Source organism: Shinella sp. 838, from assembly GCF_029623935.1.
In the GTDB taxonomy this organism is placed as follows: domain Bacteria; phylum Pseudomonadota; class Alphaproteobacteria; order Rhizobiales; family Rhizobiaceae; genus Shinella.
The window spans coordinates 21,884-38,556 of sequence record NZ_JARSBQ010000019.1; the positions used below are offsets into that span (position 1 = coordinate 21,884).

Genomic DNA, 16,673 nt, shown 5'->3' on the forward strand with positions numbered 1-16,673 from the left:
CGCAGCGCCCGTCAGGAGGCGGCGCTGAAGCGCTGCACGGGCTTTTGCGGTGCGGCCGGCACGGCCTTGATCGACGATTCGGCCTTGCCGGGATGCCCTTCCATGTCGACCACCACATGCCAGTGGCCGTTGTCCGGAATTTTCAGCCGGACCGGGGACTGCTTGGCGACGCCACCCAGGAACTTGTGCTGGCGGGCATTCTTGAACAGGTCGAAATTGCCGTGGCTCATCAGTCGAACATTGGCGATGGCCGAAAGCGTGATCTCGATCACCGTCCCGGCACGCTGCATGTCGAGATCGTAGTGCGTGTAGGAGAAGCTGTGTGCCATGGTCTGCCCGGGTGTATCTGGTTTGGCGCTAATGTTCGCATGCCCGGGTTAACGTTCCCTTCCGCGGCGACCCGGTACCTCTTCCGAAAATAAAGAAGCCTTTTCAAATCGTTGGCTCCGAAAGCGGATTCAATCCGGCAGGCACTTGAATCATCCTCTCAGGCATCTTCTGAAATTTTTTTCGTGCTGTCGGGGTGAAGCATCCCGCCGCGTCCTTGGTGCATGACGCCGGCGGGGCCGCCGGCGGGAACCCGAGGAGACAGACATGCCGAAGATGACCATCATAACCCTTCTGACCGCCGCCCTTGCCGCCTTCGCCCCCCTTGCGGCGCAGGCGGAGACGGTATCCGAAAACCCGCTGCAGGGCGAAGCCGGCAAACCGGACAAGGCCGGCCGCCTGACCGTGAACGGCATCGACTACTATTACGAGATCCGCGGCGAGGGCGAGCCGCTGCTCCTGCTGCATGGCGGCCTCGGTCAGATCGAGATGTTCGGCGCCAACCTCAAGACGCTGCAGGAGAAGCGCCAGGTGATCGGCGTCGATCTGCAGGGCCATGGCCGCACGCCGCTCGGCACGCGGCCGATCGATCTTCCTGCCATCGGCGCCGACATGGCCGAGCTTGTCGAAAAGCTCGGCTACGACAAGGTCGATGTGCTCGGCTATTCCTTTGGCGGCGGCGTCGCGCTGCACATGGCCGCCGTCGCGCCGGACAGAGTGCGCCGTCTCGTCATCGCCTCCGCACCCTTCGCCAGGAACGGCTTCTTCCCGGAAATGCTGCCGCAGCAGGCGGCGGTGTCCGGGGCCATGGCCGAGATGATGAAGGAAACGCCGATGTACAAGTCCTATGCCGCCGTTGCGCCCGATGTTTCCGCGTTCCCGAAACTGCTTGATGCCATGGGAGCGGCGATGCGGGTGGATTACGACGCATCGGATGCGGTGGCCAAGCTCGCCATGCCCGTCATGCTGGTCTTCGGCGACAGCGACATGATCCGCCCGGAACACATCGTCGAATTCTACCAGAAACTCGGCGGCGGGCTGAAGGATGCGGGCTGGATGCGGGAGCACATGTCAAAGAACCGTCTCGCCATCTTGCCGGGGCTGACGCATTACGAGATCTTTGCAGCACCCGCACTCGTCAGCACGGCCCTGCCTTTCCTCGACGGTCAGAGTACCACGCAAAGCTGGGCCGGGCAGGTGAACGGCGAATAATCGAAGACGAGAAGCCCGGATGCATGGGAACGCATCCGGGCTTCTTCGCGTCCGTGAGGCCGTCTGCCAGCGGCGGCCGCACATCGATCGACCCCAGATCGGGGGCGCCGGCTAGTGGCAGACGCGGACGCGTTTGATGATCAGGTTGCCGTAGTAGTCGTAGGTCTTGATCTTCTTGATGAAGCAGGTCGGCTGGTAGTCATAGCCGTAGTAACCCGCCTGCGACGGAGCTGCGAAGCTTGCGACGGCGGTAAAGGCGATGGCGGCGGCGAGGAGGAGGTTGCGCATGTCGGTGTCCCTTCTGGTTCGGTTGGGATGGTTCGTTCCATCCAGTGACCGAACCTTCGCATGGGACGGTTCTGCGCGCTGTTCCATGCGGAACAGGACCTATGCCAGCGTCTCCGTGAAGGCCTTAACGGTCTTCGCCATGGTGGCGAGGTGGTCGGCGGCGGAAAAGCCGGAAACGCTCTTGCGCGGCTTCAGGTCGTGGTCGCCGTCCTCCAGCCAGAGAAGGCGGATGCGCTCCGGAAGATCGTAGGCGGCAACCTCGTCCCGGGTGCCGAAGGGATCGCGCGTGCCCTGGCAGATCAGCGCCGGCGTTGCCAGCGTCATCAGATGCGCGGTGCGCAGTTGCGCAGGCTTTTCCGGCGGGTGGAACGGATAACCGAGGCAGACGAGGCCGGCGATGCGGCCCTCGGCGAAAAGATCATCCGCCACCATGCTGGCGATGCGTCCGCCCATCGATTTGCCGCCGATGACCAGCCGTCCCTTTGCCGCCAGATCGGCGACGGCGGCGCGAAATTCCGGGTTCAGCGTTTCTGCCTTCGGTGGCGGCCGGCGGCTGCCCTGGCTGCGGCGCGCCGCCATGTAGGAAAATTCGAAGCGCGCGACGCGCAGGTCCTCGGCGGCGAGGGCATCGGCTGCCGCATTCATTGCCGCCGAATCCATCGGCGCGCCGCTGCCATGGGCAAGAAGCAGGGTAACGGCAGCGTCTTCCGGGCCCGTGAAGAGAAAGGGTGTACTCATTGCTGTTCGGGTCTTCCTGGTCGGGGCGGGGCATGGACGCCACGCCGTTCACTTGGCGTGGTCCCTTGCGTCGCCCGGAGCGATGGGATCGCTGGCGGGAAAGGTCTCTTCCAGCGCCTCTTCCAGATAGTCGTCCTGCTCGGCTTCGGCCGTCTTCCGCTTCTGCCGGGCACGCTCTTCCTCGAGCGATGCTCTGGGACTGTCCTTTTCCGTCGGCATGGTTGGTCTCCCTCAAAGTGGCCTGCGCCTAAGATAGGGTGTTTTTCCACCCGGGCGAGGGGTCAGTTTTCCGGTAGCGCCAGTTCGGCGATGACGGGCAGGTGGTTGGACCCGAAGTTAGGGCCGACGCGGCGCGCCCGCACCGAGATATCCGGGGAGACGGCGATATGGTCGATCGACGCCCCGATATAGGCGACCGTCTCGATTCTCTGGCTGAACCGCGTGGCGGGCTGCAGCCAGCCGCCCGCGGTGGAGGCAAGGCCGGCCTGCTTGAGGAAGGTGCGGAAGAAGGGCGACCAGGTCGGCGTGTTCCAGTCGCCGGCGACGATGACCGGCGCTCTTTCGAGATCGCCGCGCACCGCATCGGCAGCGGCCGAAAGATAGGCATTGCGATCGCGCCACTGCCAGAGCCGGCGCGGTGTTTCGGGATGGAAGGCATAGAGGAAGAGCGGCTTGCCGCGCATGTCCAGTTCCATTCGCAGCGGCTGCTTGTAGGCGCGCTCCTCGGTAAAGGCACGTTTCAGCTCGGTCTCCGCGCGGATCGGCAGGCTGGAGAAGACCTTGATGGCATCGCGCTCGCGCGCATCCGAGCTGCTTTCGTAGGGATAGAGGCCGGCCGCGGACAGGGCCTGCTCCCAGCGCGCGGTCGTCTCTTCCAGAACGACGATATCGGGCTTTTCCGCGCGCAGCAGTGCGATGAAGACGGCCGGATCCTCTTCGTTCTCCACGAAGAGATTGGCGGTCAGCACCTTCAGGCCGCCGGTGGCGGCAGAGGTGCGGGCGGTCGGTACGTCGGCGGCGGGGATTAGCGCCACCGCAAGGCCGACGCCGGCGATCACGATCGCCTTCATGCGGCGCGTCACCAGCGCCGCAACGACAAGCAGGCTGCCGGCGGCGATGATATAGGGCCAGGCGAAGGTGAGGAGATCGACGAGCCAGAACCGGTCGGCGGCCAGCACGACGATGCTGACGGCGAAGAGATAGGCAATGACGCCCGGCAGGACAAGCACGCGGTACGTCAGGGCAATCGGCCCACGGCGCGGTGCTATCGGCATCGACTGTTCCTTCTGCATCACGGGATTCGGGTCAGGTCGATTCCCGTAACGGGAGGATTGCATGTACCCTGCGCATCCCGTGACGGCAATGATATCGTGGAAGGCGGGGCGTGCAGGCGCGGAAAAGTTTGCGTTGGCGGCCAGCGCTCGCGCGAAATCGCACGTCGGCATTCCCGCGCATGGGAGCCGGGTTTTGCCTGGTGTTTCGGACGGGGCGCTGGAAGGTGCCGCATCTGAAAGTAGTGTATGGCGCCTTTCAGCGCCCCGTTCAGCGGTTTTTGCCCGCAACTCCGGTCTCTCTGCAAAGGCCGGGACGATGGATGGTGTTCGCCGGTTTCCGGAAGGAGGCCGTTTCCGTTTTGTCATCCGCCATCGCGCGCCATGGCGATGGTGGACGGAAGGTTTTGCCTTCCGGACGGTCTCATCCCGGCGGACGATGCCGACGCATCCGCCAGGCCGGCCCCCTTGTGTGCCGCACAGGCACGCCCGGCGCGCCGTTCGGGGCATGAAGCGGAAGGCTCGGTCCGACGCCCGCCGCTTCCCCCGTGTCGCCGGAGGGAGACCATTTTCCGCAGGCCCCTTGGGCGACGGCCTACGTCCGTCCCTCGCCAAAAGCGCCGACCCCGCCTCGCCACGACGCCTCGCGGTGTATCCGTGGCGGGATGGGGGATTGTAGGCATGGGGAAAAGGAGTGGGGAAAATGCGAGAGTGGATTTTCTGCGAAGGACGGGCAAAAAAATACCCCGGCAAACTGCCGGGGTACCGTGTTTCGTTATTGGCCTGTGCCGGCGGCCTTAGCTGCAGCCGCTCGTCGCGCCGCAGGTGTCGCACTTCTCGCAGGTGCCGTTGCGCACCATCGTGAAGTTCTGGCACTCCGAGCACATGTTGCCGGTGTAGCCCTGCGCGATGGAGCGCATGCGGCGTTCGTTTTCCAGCTTCTTGGCATCGGCCTTGGCGCTGGCGGCTTCGGCGGCGGCCTTGTCGGAGAAGAGGGCGGTGACGCTCTGGGTGCCTTCGTCCGCGACCTCGTCGGCGATTTCTTCCGCAAGCTCAGCCGCGCGCTCCTCGTAATCGCGCTTGAAGGCGACGATTTCGTGGGTCGAAATCGCGGTGGTCGGCTCGATCTTGCGCGCGGCGTTGCCGGCGAACGAGGTGACGTTGCTGCCCGAGGAGGCTTTTGCCGGAGCGGCGGTGGCCGCGCCCTTCGGCTCGGAGAGCTGGCGCTCGCCGCCCTGGCCGCCCTGGATCAGCGTCGGCTTGTGGCCGCGCGTCCAGCCGGTCGAGAACGGGTTGGTCTTGCCTTCCTGGATGCCCTTGCCGAGCGCCGTGTTCGAGAAGTCCGACTGGTCGACATGCGCGAGGTCGTGACGGCCGAGATAGGAGACGGCAAGTTCGCGGAAGACGTAGTCGAGGATCGACGTCGCGTTCTTGATCGCGTCGTTGCCCTGGACCATGCCGGCCGGCTCGAACTTGGTGAAGGTGAAGGCCTCCACATATTCCTCGAGCGGCACGCCATACTGGAGACCCAGCGAGATGGCGATGGCAAAATTGTTCATCATCGCACGGAAGGCGGCGCCTTCCTTGTGCATGTCGATGAAGATCTCGCCGAGGCGGCCATCGCCGAATTCGCCGGTGCGCAGATAGACCTTGTGTCCGCCGACGACGGCCTTCTGGGTGTAGCCCTGGCGACGGTTCGGCAGTTTTTCCCGGTCGCGCACGACGCGTTCGATGATCTTCTCGACGATCTTTTCCGTGACCGCGACAGCCTGGGCAGCCGCCGGAGCGGCGACCAGGGCTTCCACTGCATCGTCCTCGTCGTTCTCGTCCTCGATTAGCGAGGCGTTGAGCGGCTGGGACAGCTTGGAACCGTCGCGGTAGAGGGCGTTGGCCTTCAGCGCGAGCTTCCAGGAGAGCATGTAGGCGTTCTTGCAATCCTCGACGGTCGCCTCGTTCGGCATGTTGATCGTCTTGGAGATGGCGCCCGAGATGAACGGCTGGGCGGCCGCCATCATGCGGATGTGGCTTTCGACCGAGAGGTAGCGCTTGCCGATCTTGCCGCAGGGATTGGCGCAATCGAAGACCGGCAGGTGCTCCTTCTTGAGGAAGGGCGCGCCTTCGAGGGTCATCGCACCGCAAACGTGGATGTTGGCGGCTTCGATGTCCTTCTTCGAGAAGCCGATATGCTCCAGGAGGTTGAAGGACATGTCGGAAAGCTGCTCGTCCGAGACCTTCAGCACGTCCTTCAGGAAGTCGGCGCCGAGCGTCCACTGGTTGAAGGCGAACTTGATGTCGAAGGCGGACTTCAGGCCGGCATTGACGGCGTCGATCTTGTCATCCGGAAAACCCTTGGCCTTCAGAGAGCCGGGGTTGACGGCGGGCGCCTGATTGAAGTTGCCATGGCCGACCGCATAGGCCTCGATCTCGGCGATCTGGCTTTCCGAATAGCCGAGCGTGCGCAGCGCTTCCGGAACGGCGCGGTTGATGATCTTGAAGTAACCGCCGCCGGCGAGCTTCTTGAATTTCACCAGCGCGAAGTCGGGCTCGATGCCGGTCGTGTCGCAGTCCATGACGAGGCCGATCGTGCCGGTCGGCGCGATGACGGTCGTCTGGGCGTTGCGGTAGCCGTGCTTTTCGCCGAGGTCGACGGCCTTGTCCCAGGCAGCCTTGGCGTGGACGATCAGGGTCTGGTCCGGGCACTCGCCATGAATGAGGGCGACCGGGTTGACCGAGAGGGCCTCATAGCCGGCGGTTTCGCCATAGGCGGCACGACGGTGGTTGCGCATGACGCGCAGCATGTTGTCGCGGTTCGGCTCGAAGTTCGGGAACGGGCCGAGCTCGCTCGCCATTTCGGCGGAGGTCGCATAGGAGACGCCCGTCATGATGGCGGTCAGCGCACCGGCAATGGCGCGGCCTTCCGTCGAATCGTACGGGATGCCCGAGGACATCAGGAGGCCGCCGATATTGGCGTAGCCGAGGCCGAGCGTGCGGTACTCGTAGGAGCGCTCGGCGATCTGGCGCGAGGGAAACTGCGCCATCATGACCGAGACTTCGAGCACGATGGTCCAGAGGCGGACGGCGTGTTCGTAATCGGCGATGTTGATGTTCTTGGTGGCCGCATCCTTGAACTGAAGCAGGTTCAGCGAGGCGAGGTTGCAGGCGGTGTCGTCGAGGAACATGTATTCCGAGCACGGGTTCGAGGCGCGGATCGGGCCCGCGGCCGGCGAGGTGTGCCAGTCGTTCATCGTCGTGTTGAAGTGCAGGCCAGGATCGGCCGAAGCCCAGGCGGCGTAGGAGATCTGCTCCCATAGGTCGCGGGCCTTCAGCGTCTTCATGACCTTGCCGTCCTTGCGGGCGGTGAGGTTCCAGTCGCCGTCATTCTCCACGGCGCGCAGGAAGTCGTCCTTCAGCGAAACCGAGTTGTTGGAGTTCTGGCCGGAGACGGTGAGGTAGGCTTCCGAATCCCAGTCCGTATCGTAGGTCTTGAACTCGAGGTCCTTGTAGCCCTGCTTGGCGAACTGGATGACGCGCTTGATGTAGTTTTCCGGAACCTGGCTCTTCTTGGCAGCGCGGATTTCGCGCTTGAGGGCCGGGTTTTCCGCCGGGTCGTAGCAACGATCGCCTTCGGCCGAGCAGTTGACGCAGGCCTTCATGATGGCCTTGAGGTGGCCGGCGACGATCTTCGAGCCGGTCACGAGGGCCGCCACCTTCTGCTCTTCCTTGACCTTCCAGTTGATGTAGGCCTCGATATCCGGGTGGTCGATATCGACCACGACCATCTTGGCCGCACGGCGCGTCGTGCCGCCGGACTTGATGGCGCCCGCCGCACGGTCGCCGATCTTCAGGAAGCTCATCAGGCCGGAGGAGCGGCCGCCGCCCGACAGCTTTTCGCCTTCGCCGCGCAGATGGGAGAAGTTGGAGCCGGTGCCGGAGCCGTACTTGAACAGGCGGGCTTCACGCACCCACAGGTCCATGATGCCGTTTTCGTTGACGAGGTCGTCCTCGACCGACTGGATGAAGCAGGCATGCGGCTGGGGATGCTCGTAGGCGGACTTGGACTTGACGAGTTTTCCCGTGAAGGGGTCGACATAGAAATGGCCCTGGCCGGGTCCGTCGATGCCATAGGCCCAGTGCAGGCCGGTGTTGAACCACTGCGGCGAGTTCGGGGCGACGCGCTGCGTGGCGAGCATATAGGCGAGTTCGTCCTTGAAGGCGGCAGCGTCTTCTTCGGAAGCGAAATACTTGCCCTTCCAGCCCCAGTAGGTCCAGGTGCCGGCGAGACGGTCAAAAACCTGGCGCGCGTCGGTTTCCGAGCCGAAGCGCTCACCCTCGGGGAGCGCCTTCAAGGCTTCGGTATCCGGCACGGAGCGCCACAGGAACGAGGGAACGTCGTTTTCCTCGACCTTCTTCAGGCGCGCGGGCACGCCCGCCTTGCGGAAGTATTTCTGCGCGAGGATGTCGGCGGCGACCTGGGAGAACTGGGCCGGCACGTCGATATCCGCGAGGCGGAAGACGATGGAACCATCCGGGTTCTTGATTTCGCTGGTGGCCTTGCGGAATTCGATCTCCGCATAGGCCGACTGGCCAGGTTTGGTGAAACGACGTTCTATGCGCATTGTCCGTTGTCCTTCGCTGCCGCATCCTGCCTCAAAACAGGGCGCAAATTATCCCCGTCCGGCCGCAACTGCTTGCAGCCAGCCCAAATCGTCCAGTCCGTGCGGGAAAGCCGATCGATCTCGGCCTCCTGTATCTTGTGCTGAGTATGGCTGCAAATACTAAATATAGTATCAACAGGTTCTTTTTTCCAGCCCAGTCGGCTGCGTTGGCGTCTCAGGAAAACGAGCGCGAAAAAACCCGTGCAGCGAGCGGATCATCCACCCGGCCACATGCGCATGATACGCGATTTCATGATGAGAACCGACCTCGTAACACTACGGTCCAGTCGCCGCCGCAACTTGGATTTCATTAACCTCATCTGGCCGATTCCCGTCAAGGGCTGGTTTATGAAGGAAGTTTGAACGCTACATCTTGTGCCTGCCGGCTGTGGAAAACGGGGACGATGCCGGATGCCTGAAAAATCAGCGGGTTCGGGGCAAAAGCACAGGCGGCGCAGCACGCGACTGTGGAAAAGCGAGAAAAATTACAGGTAAATTTAGAGGGTCTTTTCCATCCCGCGACTTCAGGGAATAGCCATCCGGGCGGAGTTGTGATCCGTGGATAAAGTGATTCCCTTCCGTAACGTCAAAGCGCGTCGAGATTGACCCCGACGGTGATGGCGCCGATGACGGTGCCGGTCGCCGGATCGCGGATCGGCAGGCTCGCCTGGGACTGCATGAGCTGGGTGGAGTCGTCCCGGTCCGGCTCATCGATGTGAAGATGGCCGGTGCGGAAGCTCTTCTGCCACTTCGCCTCGTCGCCCTGCCAGTAGTCGGAGGTGATGTCGCTCTGGCCGACATTCAGGCCGCGGTTGTCCATCACGAAGATTTCGGTGATGAGGCCTTCCGCCGCGCGCTGGCGGCCCTTGAGATAGAGCGAGAGGGGATTGGAGAGCTGCGCCTCGATCATCGGGCGGTCGGCGCGCGAGAGCTCGCTGCGCCAGCGGGCGTCGAGATCGTCGATCTCCGCCTGGCTGAGCCCGGCATGGGCGGCATTCTGGGCGATGATGGCATTGAGGATCGCCGGCTCGTCCAGCCAGGGGCGGACGCTCTCGTCGATGAATTCGGCGACCGCGGTGGTCCGCACGTCCTGCTGCGCGACGGCCTTTGCGCCGAAGACGAGCGCGCCGGTGAGAACTGCCGCGAATGCCGGCCTTGCGTAGCGCATCCGTGCCATGCCTCCCGTCACCGCGCCGATGCGGTGAACATAAGCACTATCTTTGGCAGGAATTGCGGAAAGATTAAGCCGGCGGGTACGCTTGCGCATCCACCGGCCATCGACGAAAAAAATGCCAAATCAGTATGTTGTGTCGTAACGTGAAGGACGTTTCACGCTGCCGCGGATAGAGGGCTCAGCCGCGCGTGCCCTTGGCGATCGGCTCCTGGTAGGTGAAGCCCATGTCCCAGGGGAAATAGATCCAGGTGTCCTGGCTGACCTCGGTGACGAAGGTGTCGACCAGCGGGCGGCCCTTCGGCTTGGCATAGACGGCGGCAAAATGCGCCTTCGGCAGCATGGCACGCACCTGCGCCGCGGTCTTGCCGGTATCCGTCAGGTCGTCGACGATGAGAATGCCTTCGCCGCCTTCCTTGGTCAGTTCCGGCGAGATGCCCTTCAGCACATGCATGTCGCCCTGCGAGACATAGTCGTGATAGGAGGCGACGCAAACGGTCTCGATAAGGCGAATATTGAGTTCGCGCGAGATGACGGCGGCCGGCACGAGGCCGCCGCGGGTGATGCAGACGATCGCCCGCCATTCCCGCCCGCCATCCGCCAGCCGCCAGGCAAGCGCGCGCGCGTCGCGATGAAACTGATCCCAGGATACGGGGAAGGCTTTGTCGGGCAGCGACATGGCGGGCTCCTGATAGGCAGAAAAAGAAGATTCATCCTCTGTACTGCAACTCGCTGCCCAAGAAAATCGCCATGGCGGCAACGGGACCGGGGCATCCACAAGGAAGTCGGGCAGGGTGGCCGCCAAAAGGGGCGCTCTGGAATTGCACTGTCACTATGCCACTCCCATCTGTTTGCTGCATGACACAGGAGAACGACATGGAGCGCGACAGTGAGGATGGCGGCCAATTCCGCATCGAGCCGGGGCTCAGGCCGGAGCATTGCGGGATCGCCGCTTCAGGATATTGGGAGGCCTTTTCCCGCAAGCTGCGTTATCCCCTCGGCCCACGGCAAAAAGCGGTAGCCTTCATCGAGCGGATGCTCAATCCCAGCCATGCGCTGAGCGCCGTTTCGGTGGATGGCGGTTTTCTGGGCGTTGCCGGGTTCAAGACGCCGGACGGCGCCTTTGTCGGCGGCGGCCTGTCGGATATGGCGAAGGTCTACGGCTGGCTCGGGGGATCTGCCCGGGCGCTGTTGATCAGCCTGCTGGAGCGGCCCTGCGAACCGGATACGCTTCTCATGGACGGCATCTTCGTGCGGCCGGAGGCGCGCAGCCTCGGTGTCGGCTCGGCCCTGCTGGATGCGCTGGAGCATCGCGCGGCAGAGGCGGGATTGAAACGGGTGCGGCTCGATGTCATCGACGAGAACCCGCGGGCCCGGGCGCTTTACGCCCGGCGCGGGTTCGAGGCCGTCTCGACCGTCTCGCTCGGATTCCTGAAACCGGTCTTCGGATTCGGAGCGGCGACGACGATGGTCAAACCGGTCGTTTGAGAGGCGGCAAGGGAGGCAAGCCCGCCTCCCTCGTCTCAGCGTGACATCAGCGTCGGCACGCGGGCATAGCGCATCATGGCGCTGGTGACGCCGCCGAAAAGGCGCTGGCGCAGCCTCGAATGGCTGTAAGCCCCCATGACGATGAGGCCGGCATCGATTTCCGTCGCGCGCCGGTTCAGCGCCTCGGCCACCGAGTGGCCATCGGAAGCACCCGACGTGACCGTGGTCTTGATGCCGTGACGGGCAAGCGTTGCCGCAAGCTCGGCGCCGCAGAAGTCGCGCGACTGCATGACGTTCTCCGGCGGATCGACGGTAAAAATCTCGACCTCCTTCGCGCCCGTCAGGAAGGGCAGGGCGTCGAAGGCGGCGCGCGCCGATTCGCGCGAGCCGTTCCAGGCAAGCAGCACGCGGTCGATCGGCGCCGGGCCGGCCGGGGCATTGGAGACGAGGTAGACCGGGCGGCCGCTCTCGTAGAGCAGGTCCTCGATGTCCTCGCGCGCCGGGCCGTCGAGATCGGGGTCGAACTGGCCGGCAATGACGATGTCGGCGCCGCGCGCGCTGTCGATGATCCCGGCAGAGGCATAGCCGGCGGTGCCGGTGAAGAGGCGCCACTCATAGGAGATGTCGTCGCGCTCGCAGCGCGACTTGAAGGCCTGTTCGACCTCCCGGGACTGTTGCTGCGCCCGCTCCTGCAGGTCGAGAACGGCGCTCGGGTCGGGATATTCCATCGGCGCGATCAGCGTGACCACGACCGGCGTTTCCGCATGGATGCCGATGACGTGAGCGCCGGTCTTGCGCGCAAGGGCAAGCGCATGATCCGTCACCTTGCCGGCGTCCTCGGCGGCGCTCAGCACCGCCACGATGGTCTTGTAGGTCATTTCGGCCTCCTGTTCTGGGTCGATGGAAGCATGCGCCTGCCGCTTTCGTCAAACCTTGATCGGGATCAAGACGCGGCCTTGGCCGCGGCGATTTCGGCAATCATCTGAAGTATATCACGTTCGGCGGCTTCCGCCGGGGCTTCTTCGCGGCTGCGGATGACGATTTCCGTCGAGAAGCGGTTTTCGCTGAAGCGCGGATAGGAGCCGATGCTGGTTTCGGGATGCTTCTTCTGGATGCCGGCCAGCGCGCTGCCGATGTCGCCTTCGCCGAAGGGCGAAGCGACCGAGCGCGAGAGCATCGGAACGCCGCCCTCAAGGGTCGGCACCACGGTGCCGAGCATGGCGGTGAAGACCTGCGGCACGCCGGCCATGACATAGACATTGCCGATGTGGAAGCCCGGCGCCGTCGAGACGGCATTCTCGATATGGACAGCGCCTTCCGGCATGCGCGCCATGCGCTGGCGCGCCTCATTGAACTCGACGCCGCGGCGCTCGTACATGGCGCCGAGCAGCTGCATGGCGAGCGGGTCGTGCAGGCAGGGCACGCCGAAGGCCTTGGAAATGGCGTCCGCCGTGATGTCGTCATGGGTCGGGCCGATGCCGCCGGACGTGAAGACATAGGTATAGCGGGCGCGCAGCGCATTCAGCGCCTCGACGATCGCGTCCTCGTCGTCGCCGACGATGCGCACCTCCTTCAGGTCGATGCCGGCGAGGAAGAGCATGTCGGCGAGCTGGCCGATATTCTTGTCCTTGGTGCGCCCGGAGAGCAGTTCGTCGCCGATGGCGAGCATGGCGGCGGTGGCGATAGGACGGGAACTCATGGGCGCTCTCTGTAGTTCGGACAGAAATGCCGACCGAAGGCGCGGCATTGTCAATGGTGGGTGAACAGTCTGTCGACCGGGCAACCGCTGGGGCATTGCCACCCCGAAGTGCTACATCCAACGCGACGCCGCGATCAAGCGGAAAGGCATCATCGAAACAGGAGACGACGATGGCAAAAGTACTGGTTCTCTACTACTCGGCCTACGGCCATATCGAAGCCATGGCCTATGCGGTCGCGGAAGGTGCGAAATCGGCCGGTGCCGAGGTGACCGTCAAGCGCGTTCCGGAACTGGTGCCGGAAGACGTGGCGAAGGCTTCGCATTTCAAGCTCGACCAGAAGGCCGAGATCGCCACGGTGGCGGAACTTGCCGACTATGACGCGATCATCGTCGGAGCCGGCACGCGCTTCGGCACGGTCGCCTCGCAGATGCGCAATTTCTGGGATCAGACCGGCGGCCTCTGGGCGCAGGGCAAGCTCGTCGGCAAGGTCGGCTCGGTCTTCACCTCCTCGGCCACGCAGCACGGCGGCCAGGAATCGACCATCCTCGGCTTCATCCCGACGCTGCTGCATCATGGCCTCGTCGTCGCCGGCCTGCCTTACGCTTTCCAGGGCCAGATGGGCGTGGAAGCCGTCAAGGGCGGCTCGCCTTACGGTTCCTCGACGATCACCGACGGCGACGGCTCGCGCCAGCCTTCGGAAATCGAACTGGACGCCGCCCGCTTCCAGGGCGCCCATGTCGCCAAGATCGCGGCAAAACTCTCGGCCTGATGTTCTCCTGAAACATCACCGATGAAGAAGGGTGCGGCCCACATCAGGTCCGCGCCCTTTTTGTTCCGCGAGGTGGCCGCACCTATTGACGAAGCGGTCGTACTCCCCGAAAAGCAGGCCAAGCGGGCGTGGCGAAACTGGTAGACGCAAGGGACTTAAAATCCCTCGGCCTTGGCTGTGCGGGTTCGATCCCCGCCGCCCGCACCAGTCATTTCATCCCAGATTTGTCCTTAGTCGTAGATTTATGTGATTCGCGCGTAGTACAGAGGGTGGCCAAACGGGGCGAAGTGCTGCCGGATGTGACGGTTCCGGAGAATACTTTTCCATGGATCTTTGCCGGGAATGTGCCGGCCCTGCAACACATCGTCGTTTCCGGTCACGCCCGCGAGACGCAATCTAGGGGCGATCTCTTGCCTTGTAGAAAAACTTTCGCTTTTTTAGCGTCCAATGTTTCAACGCGGGGCACATTGGGGGCGTAAATGAAATTTCCAAAATATCTGACGAAGGCCTATCTGCAGAAGACCTACGGTTCGCTGAACGGTGTCGGTGATTTCACCGTCAAGCTGACCAAGTACAGCCTGACGTCCACGACGCTGAAGGCAACCGTCGAGATCGACAGCAGCTTCGGCGACAGCACGACCGATATCCTGATGAAGATCGGCAAGACGACGACGAGCCTTTCGGTGAAGGTGGAGGGCGAAGGCTACAGCAGCACGCTGGCCTATTCCACTGCGCAGACGAAGGCCGGCTTTACCATCAAGGGCACCTATACCGACAGCTTCAACACCAAGATGAACTACAGCCTCAACCTCGAGAAGGATGGGGATTTCAGCAAGTTCAAGCTGGTCTATGCACTCGGTACCGAGAAGATGACCATCACCTCGACGAAGGTTTCCGGCGACGTGGTGACGTTCAAGGCGGTGGACGGCGACGGCGACGTGATCGGCACGGCCAAGCTGAACCTCAAGTCCTATGGCGATTACTACGACAAGAGCGACAAGTACTTCTTCGAATCGGCCAAGACCGCCGAGCTCTTCGCCAAGCTCCAGCTCAAGTTCACCGGCGTGAAGAAGGCTGGCGAACCGGCGGACGAGGATCACGGCGGCGGCGATGCCTTCGTGTTCAAGAAGGCGGCGGCAGCCGGCAACGATCACGCCGATGCGGGTTTTGCCACCCGGCCTTTTGCCATCGATGACGCTTCGGCGACGTCGGGTTCCGACGATTTCGATTTTACGGCGCCCGACTTCGGGCAGCCGGTCCATGCGCTCAAGCACGCGCCGGATCTCTTCTGATCCGGATTTGAAACGGCAGGAACAGGAACGGCGGAAGCGGCAACGCTTCCGCCGTTTTCGTTTGGAGCGGCCTCAGCCGGTGATCGCGTCGATCGTGAGGTAGAAGAGGGCGGAGATCGCAGCGGCCGACGGCAGTGTGACGATCCAGGCGATGACGATGTTGCCGGCAATGCCCCAGCGCACCGCGGTGACGCGGCGGGCGGCGCCGACACCGATGATCGCGCCGGTGATCGTGTGTGTCGTCGAGACCGGGATGCCGAGCCAGGTGGCGGCGAAAAGGGTGATCGCGCCACCGGTTTCCGCGCAGAAACCCTGCATCGGGTTGAGGCGGGTGATCTTGGAGCCCATCGTGTGCACGATGCGCCAGCCGCCCATCAGCGTGCCGAGCGCCATGGCGGCCTGGCAGGTGATGACCACCCAGAAAGGCACATGGAACTCGCTGCCGAGATACCCCTGCGAGAAGAGCAGCACGGCGATGATGCCCATGGTCTTCTGCGCGTCGTTGCCGCCGTGGCCGAGCGAATAGAGCGAGGCCGAGATGAACTGCATGACGCGGAAGGTGCGGTCGACGGCGAACGGCGTCTGGCGCACGAAGAGCCAGGAGACCGCGAGCACGAGGATGAGGGCGAGGAGGAAGCCGATGGCGGGCGACAGGAAGATGGCGCTCGCCGTCTTGATGAGGCCGCTCCACACGACGGCGTCGAAGCCGGTCTTGGCAAGACCCGCGCCCACCAGGCCCCCGATGAGGGCGTGCGAGGAGGAGGAGGGGATGCCGAAGATCCAGGTGACGACGTTCCAGATGATCGCGCCCATCAGCGCCGCGAAGATGACGAGCGGGCTGACGATGCCGGGATCGATGATGCCCTTGCCCAGCGTTTCGGCGACATGCAGGCCGAAGAACAGGAAGGCGATGAAGTTGAAGAAGGCCGCCCACATGACGGCATATTGCGGACGCAGCACGCGCGTCGAGACGATCGTGGCGATGGAATTCGCCGCATCGTGCAGGCCGTTCAGGAAGTCGAACAGCAGTGCGATGCCGACGAGGCCGACGAGCAGCGGGAAGGCGAGGGTGGCGTCCATCAGACGTTCTCGATCACGATACCGCTGATTTCATTGGCGACGTCCTCGAAGCGGTCGACGACCTTTTCGAGCTCGCCGTAGATCTCGCTGCCGATGATATAGGCCATCGGATCGGTCTTGCCGTATTGCTTGAAGAGGTCTTTCAGCCCTTGGTCGTGCAACTCGTCCGAGCGGCCCTCGACGCGGGTGACTTCCTCGGCGATCGCGCTGAGGCGGCCGGCATGCACGCCCACCTTGTCGAGCAGCGGAATGGCCTCGGCGACGAGATGGGCAGCCTTGACGACGGCTTCGCCCATTTCCTGCATGCCGGGCTGGAAGCTCGTCTGCTCGTAGAGGCGGATGGTCTTGACCGTCTTGTGCATCATGTCGATGGCATCGTCCATTGACTGGATCAGGTCCTTGATGTCGCCGCGGTCGAACGGCGTGATGAAGCTGCGGCGCACGGCAAGCAGCACTTCGCGCGTGATGTCGTCGGCCTTGTCTTCCAGTTCGACGATGCGGTTGCAGTGTTTTTCCATGTCCGGCCCGCCGGCCAGGAGCAACTGGAGGGCTTCGGCAGCGCCGACGACGGTGCGGGAATGCTGCTCGAAGAGGTCGAAGAAACGGTCCTCGCGCGGCATGAGTTTGCGAAACAGCGAAAGCATGGGTGCCCCTTACGTGGCTGGGGTTGTCATGCCGCTGT

16 protein-coding genes and 1 tRNA gene are annotated in these 16,673 nt (G+C 63.5%); 5 read left to right on the plus strand and 12 right to left on the minus strand.

The genetic code is table 11. The features are described 5' to 3' along the window. Positions 1-11 precede the first annotated feature (11 nt). A complete protein-coding gene (locus P9A16_RS32255) occupies positions 12-329 on the minus strand; it encodes a DUF1883 domain-containing protein (protein WP_023513767.1) in 318 nt (105 codons plus the stop codon). 265 nt (positions 330-594) lie between these two features. Here P9A16_RS32255 and P9A16_RS32260 point away from each other — a divergent pair, with 265 nt between their 5' ends. Continuing rightward, entirely contained in the window at positions 595-1,539 is a 945-nt protein-coding gene (locus P9A16_RS32260; RefSeq protein ID WP_023513766.1) for an alpha/beta fold hydrolase, read from the plus strand. Between the two features lie 111 nt (positions 1,540-1,650). Here P9A16_RS32260 and P9A16_RS32265 read toward each other — a convergent pair whose 3' ends face one another. From P9A16_RS32265 to gpt, 7 genes are all read right to left on the minus strand, one after another. Beyond that, positions 1,651-1,827: a hypothetical protein gene (locus tag P9A16_RS32265; RefSeq protein ID WP_023513765.1), complete on the minus strand. Its 177-nt coding sequence runs from the start codon at positions 1,825-1,827 to the stop codon at positions 1,651-1,653. A gap of 99 nt (positions 1,828-1,926) precedes the next feature. Then, positions 1,927-2,565, minus strand: a complete 639-nt coding sequence (locus P9A16_RS32270; RefSeq protein ID WP_023513764.1) for an alpha/beta hydrolase family protein — start codon at positions 2,563-2,565, stop codon at positions 1,927-1,929. Between the two features lie 48 nt (positions 2,566-2,613). Beyond that, positions 2,614-2,784: a hypothetical protein gene (locus P9A16_RS32275; RefSeq protein WP_023513763.1), complete on the minus strand. Its 171-nt coding sequence runs from the start codon at positions 2,782-2,784 to the stop codon at positions 2,614-2,616. Between the two features lie 62 nt (positions 2,785-2,846). After that, a complete protein-coding gene (locus P9A16_RS32280; RefSeq protein ID WP_023513762.1) occupies positions 2,847-3,839 on the minus strand; it encodes an endonuclease/exonuclease/phosphatase family protein in 993 nt (330 codons plus the stop codon). A 794-nt stretch (positions 3,840-4,633) separates the two neighbouring features. Then, entirely contained in the window at positions 4,634-8,452 is a 3,819-nt protein-coding gene (locus P9A16_RS32285) for a vitamin B12-dependent ribonucleotide reductase (RefSeq protein ID WP_023513760.1), read from the minus strand. A 625-nt stretch (positions 8,453-9,077) separates the two neighbouring features. Continuing rightward, a complete protein-coding gene (locus P9A16_RS32290; protein ID WP_023516880.1) occupies positions 9,078-9,659 on the minus strand; it encodes a cache domain-containing protein in 582 nt (193 codons plus the stop codon). Between the two features lie 184 nt (positions 9,660-9,843). Next, complete coding sequence (gene gpt, locus P9A16_RS32295) at positions 9,844-10,341, minus strand: xanthine phosphoribosyltransferase (RefSeq protein ID WP_023516881.1); 498 nt, start codon at positions 10,339-10,341, stop codon at positions 9,844-9,846. Between the two features lie 197 nt (positions 10,342-10,538). On the opposite strand from gpt, the gene P9A16_RS32300 reads away from it, so the two are divergent. Continuing rightward, positions 10,539-11,150: a GNAT family N-acetyltransferase gene (locus tag P9A16_RS32300; protein ID WP_023516882.1), complete on the plus strand. Its 612-nt coding sequence runs from the start codon at positions 10,539-10,541 to the stop codon at positions 11,148-11,150. Between the two features lie 35 nt (positions 11,151-11,185). On the opposite strand, the gene P9A16_RS32305 is transcribed toward P9A16_RS32300, so the two are convergent. Together P9A16_RS32305 and P9A16_RS32310 are read right to left on the minus strand one after the other, a co-directional pair. Continuing rightward, the gene (locus tag P9A16_RS32305; RefSeq protein WP_023516883.1) at positions 11,186-12,028 is read right to left on the minus strand and encodes a universal stress protein; all 843 of its coding nucleotides are present in this window, start codon (positions 12,026-12,028) and stop codon (positions 11,186-11,188) included. Between the two features lie 65 nt (positions 12,029-12,093). Further along, entirely contained in the window at positions 12,094-12,849 is a 756-nt protein-coding gene (locus P9A16_RS32310) for a competence/damage-inducible protein A (protein ID WP_023516884.1), read from the minus strand. 170 nt (positions 12,850-13,019) lie between these two features. On the opposite strand from P9A16_RS32310, the gene wrbA reads away from it, so the two are divergent. From wrbA to P9A16_RS32325, 3 genes are all read left to right on the plus strand, one after another. Further along, a complete protein-coding gene (gene wrbA, locus P9A16_RS32315) occupies positions 13,020-13,619 on the plus strand; it encodes an NAD(P)H:quinone oxidoreductase type IV (protein WP_023516885.1) in 600 nt (199 codons plus the stop codon). A 122-nt stretch (positions 13,620-13,741) separates the two neighbouring features. Then, positions 13,742-13,826, plus strand: a tRNA-Leu gene (locus P9A16_RS32320). A gap of 272 nt (positions 13,827-14,098) precedes the next feature. Next, positions 14,099-14,911: a hypothetical protein gene (locus P9A16_RS32325; RefSeq protein ID WP_024270451.1), complete on the plus strand. Its 813-nt coding sequence runs from the start codon at positions 14,099-14,101 to the stop codon at positions 14,909-14,911. 72 nt (positions 14,912-14,983) lie between these two features. On the opposite strand, the gene P9A16_RS32330 is transcribed toward P9A16_RS32325, so the two are convergent. Further along, positions 14,984-15,991: an inorganic phosphate transporter gene (locus P9A16_RS32330; RefSeq protein WP_023516132.1), complete on the minus strand. Its 1,008-nt coding sequence runs from the start codon at positions 15,989-15,991 to the stop codon at positions 14,984-14,986. Next, the gene (locus P9A16_RS32335) at positions 15,991-16,635 is read right to left on the minus strand and encodes a DUF47 domain-containing protein (protein WP_023516133.1); all 645 of its coding nucleotides are present in this window, start codon (positions 16,633-16,635) and stop codon (positions 15,991-15,993) included. Before P9A16_RS32335 ends, P9A16_RS32330 begins: the two co-directional genes overlap by 1 nt. Between the last annotated feature and the right edge of the window lie 38 nt (positions 16,636-16,673).

Bases quoted from the DNA above. Each gene is read 5' to 3' on its own strand.
- P9A16_RS32290 (WP_023516880.1), bottom strand. From the start codon at position 9,659: ATGCGCTACGCAAGGCCGGCATTCGCGGCAGTTCTCACCGGCGCGCTC.
- P9A16_RS32270 (WP_023513764.1), bottom strand. From the start codon at position 2,565: ATGAGTACACCCTTTCTCTTCACGGGCCCGGAAGACGCTGCCGTTACC.
- wrbA (WP_023516885.1), top strand. From the start codon at position 13,020: ATGGCAAAAGTACTGGTTCTCTACTACTCGGCCTACGGCCATATCGAA.
- P9A16_RS32310 (WP_023516884.1), bottom strand. From the start codon at position 12,849: ATGAGTTCCCGTCCTATCGCCACCGCCGCCATGCTCGCCATCGGCGAC.
- P9A16_RS32330 (WP_023516132.1), bottom strand. From the start codon at position 15,991: ATGGACGCCACCCTCGCCTTCCCGCTGCTCGTCGGCCTCGTCGGCATC.
- P9A16_RS32325 (WP_024270451.1), top strand. From the start codon at position 14,099: ATGAAATTTCCAAAATATCTGACGAAGGCCTATCTGCAGAAGACCTAC.
- P9A16_RS32255 (WP_023513767.1), bottom strand. From the start codon at position 329: ATGGCACACAGCTTCTCCTACACGCACTACGATCTCGACATGCAGCGT.
- P9A16_RS32285 (WP_023513760.1), bottom strand. From the start codon at position 8,452: ATGCGCATAGAACGTCGTTTCACCAAACCTGGCCAGTCGGCCTATGCG.
- P9A16_RS32300 (WP_023516882.1), top strand. From the start codon at position 10,539: ATGGAGCGCGACAGTGAGGATGGCGGCCAATTCCGCATCGAGCCGGGG.
- P9A16_RS32265 (WP_023513765.1), bottom strand. From the start codon at position 1,827: ATGCGCAACCTCCTCCTCGCCGCCGCCATCGCCTTTACCGCCGTCGCA.
- P9A16_RS32275 (WP_023513763.1), bottom strand. From the start codon at position 2,784: ATGCCGACGGAAAAGGACAGTCCCAGAGCATCGCTCGAGGAAGAGCGT.
- P9A16_RS32305 (WP_023516883.1), bottom strand. From the start codon at position 12,028: ATGACCTACAAGACCATCGTGGCGGTGCTGAGCGCCGCCGAGGACGCC.
- P9A16_RS32280 (WP_023513762.1), bottom strand. From the start codon at position 3,839: ATGCCGATAGCACCGCGCCGTGGGCCGATTGCCCTGACGTACCGCGTG.
- P9A16_RS32260 (WP_023513766.1), top strand. From the start codon at position 595: ATGCCGAAGATGACCATCATAACCCTTCTGACCGCCGCCCTTGCCGCC.
- P9A16_RS32335 (WP_023516133.1), bottom strand. From the start codon at position 16,635: ATGCTTTCGCTGTTTCGCAAACTCATGCCGCGCGAGGACCGTTTCTTC.
- gpt (WP_023516881.1), bottom strand. From the start codon at position 10,341: ATGTCGCTGCCCGACAAAGCCTTCCCCGTATCCTGGGATCAGTTTCAT.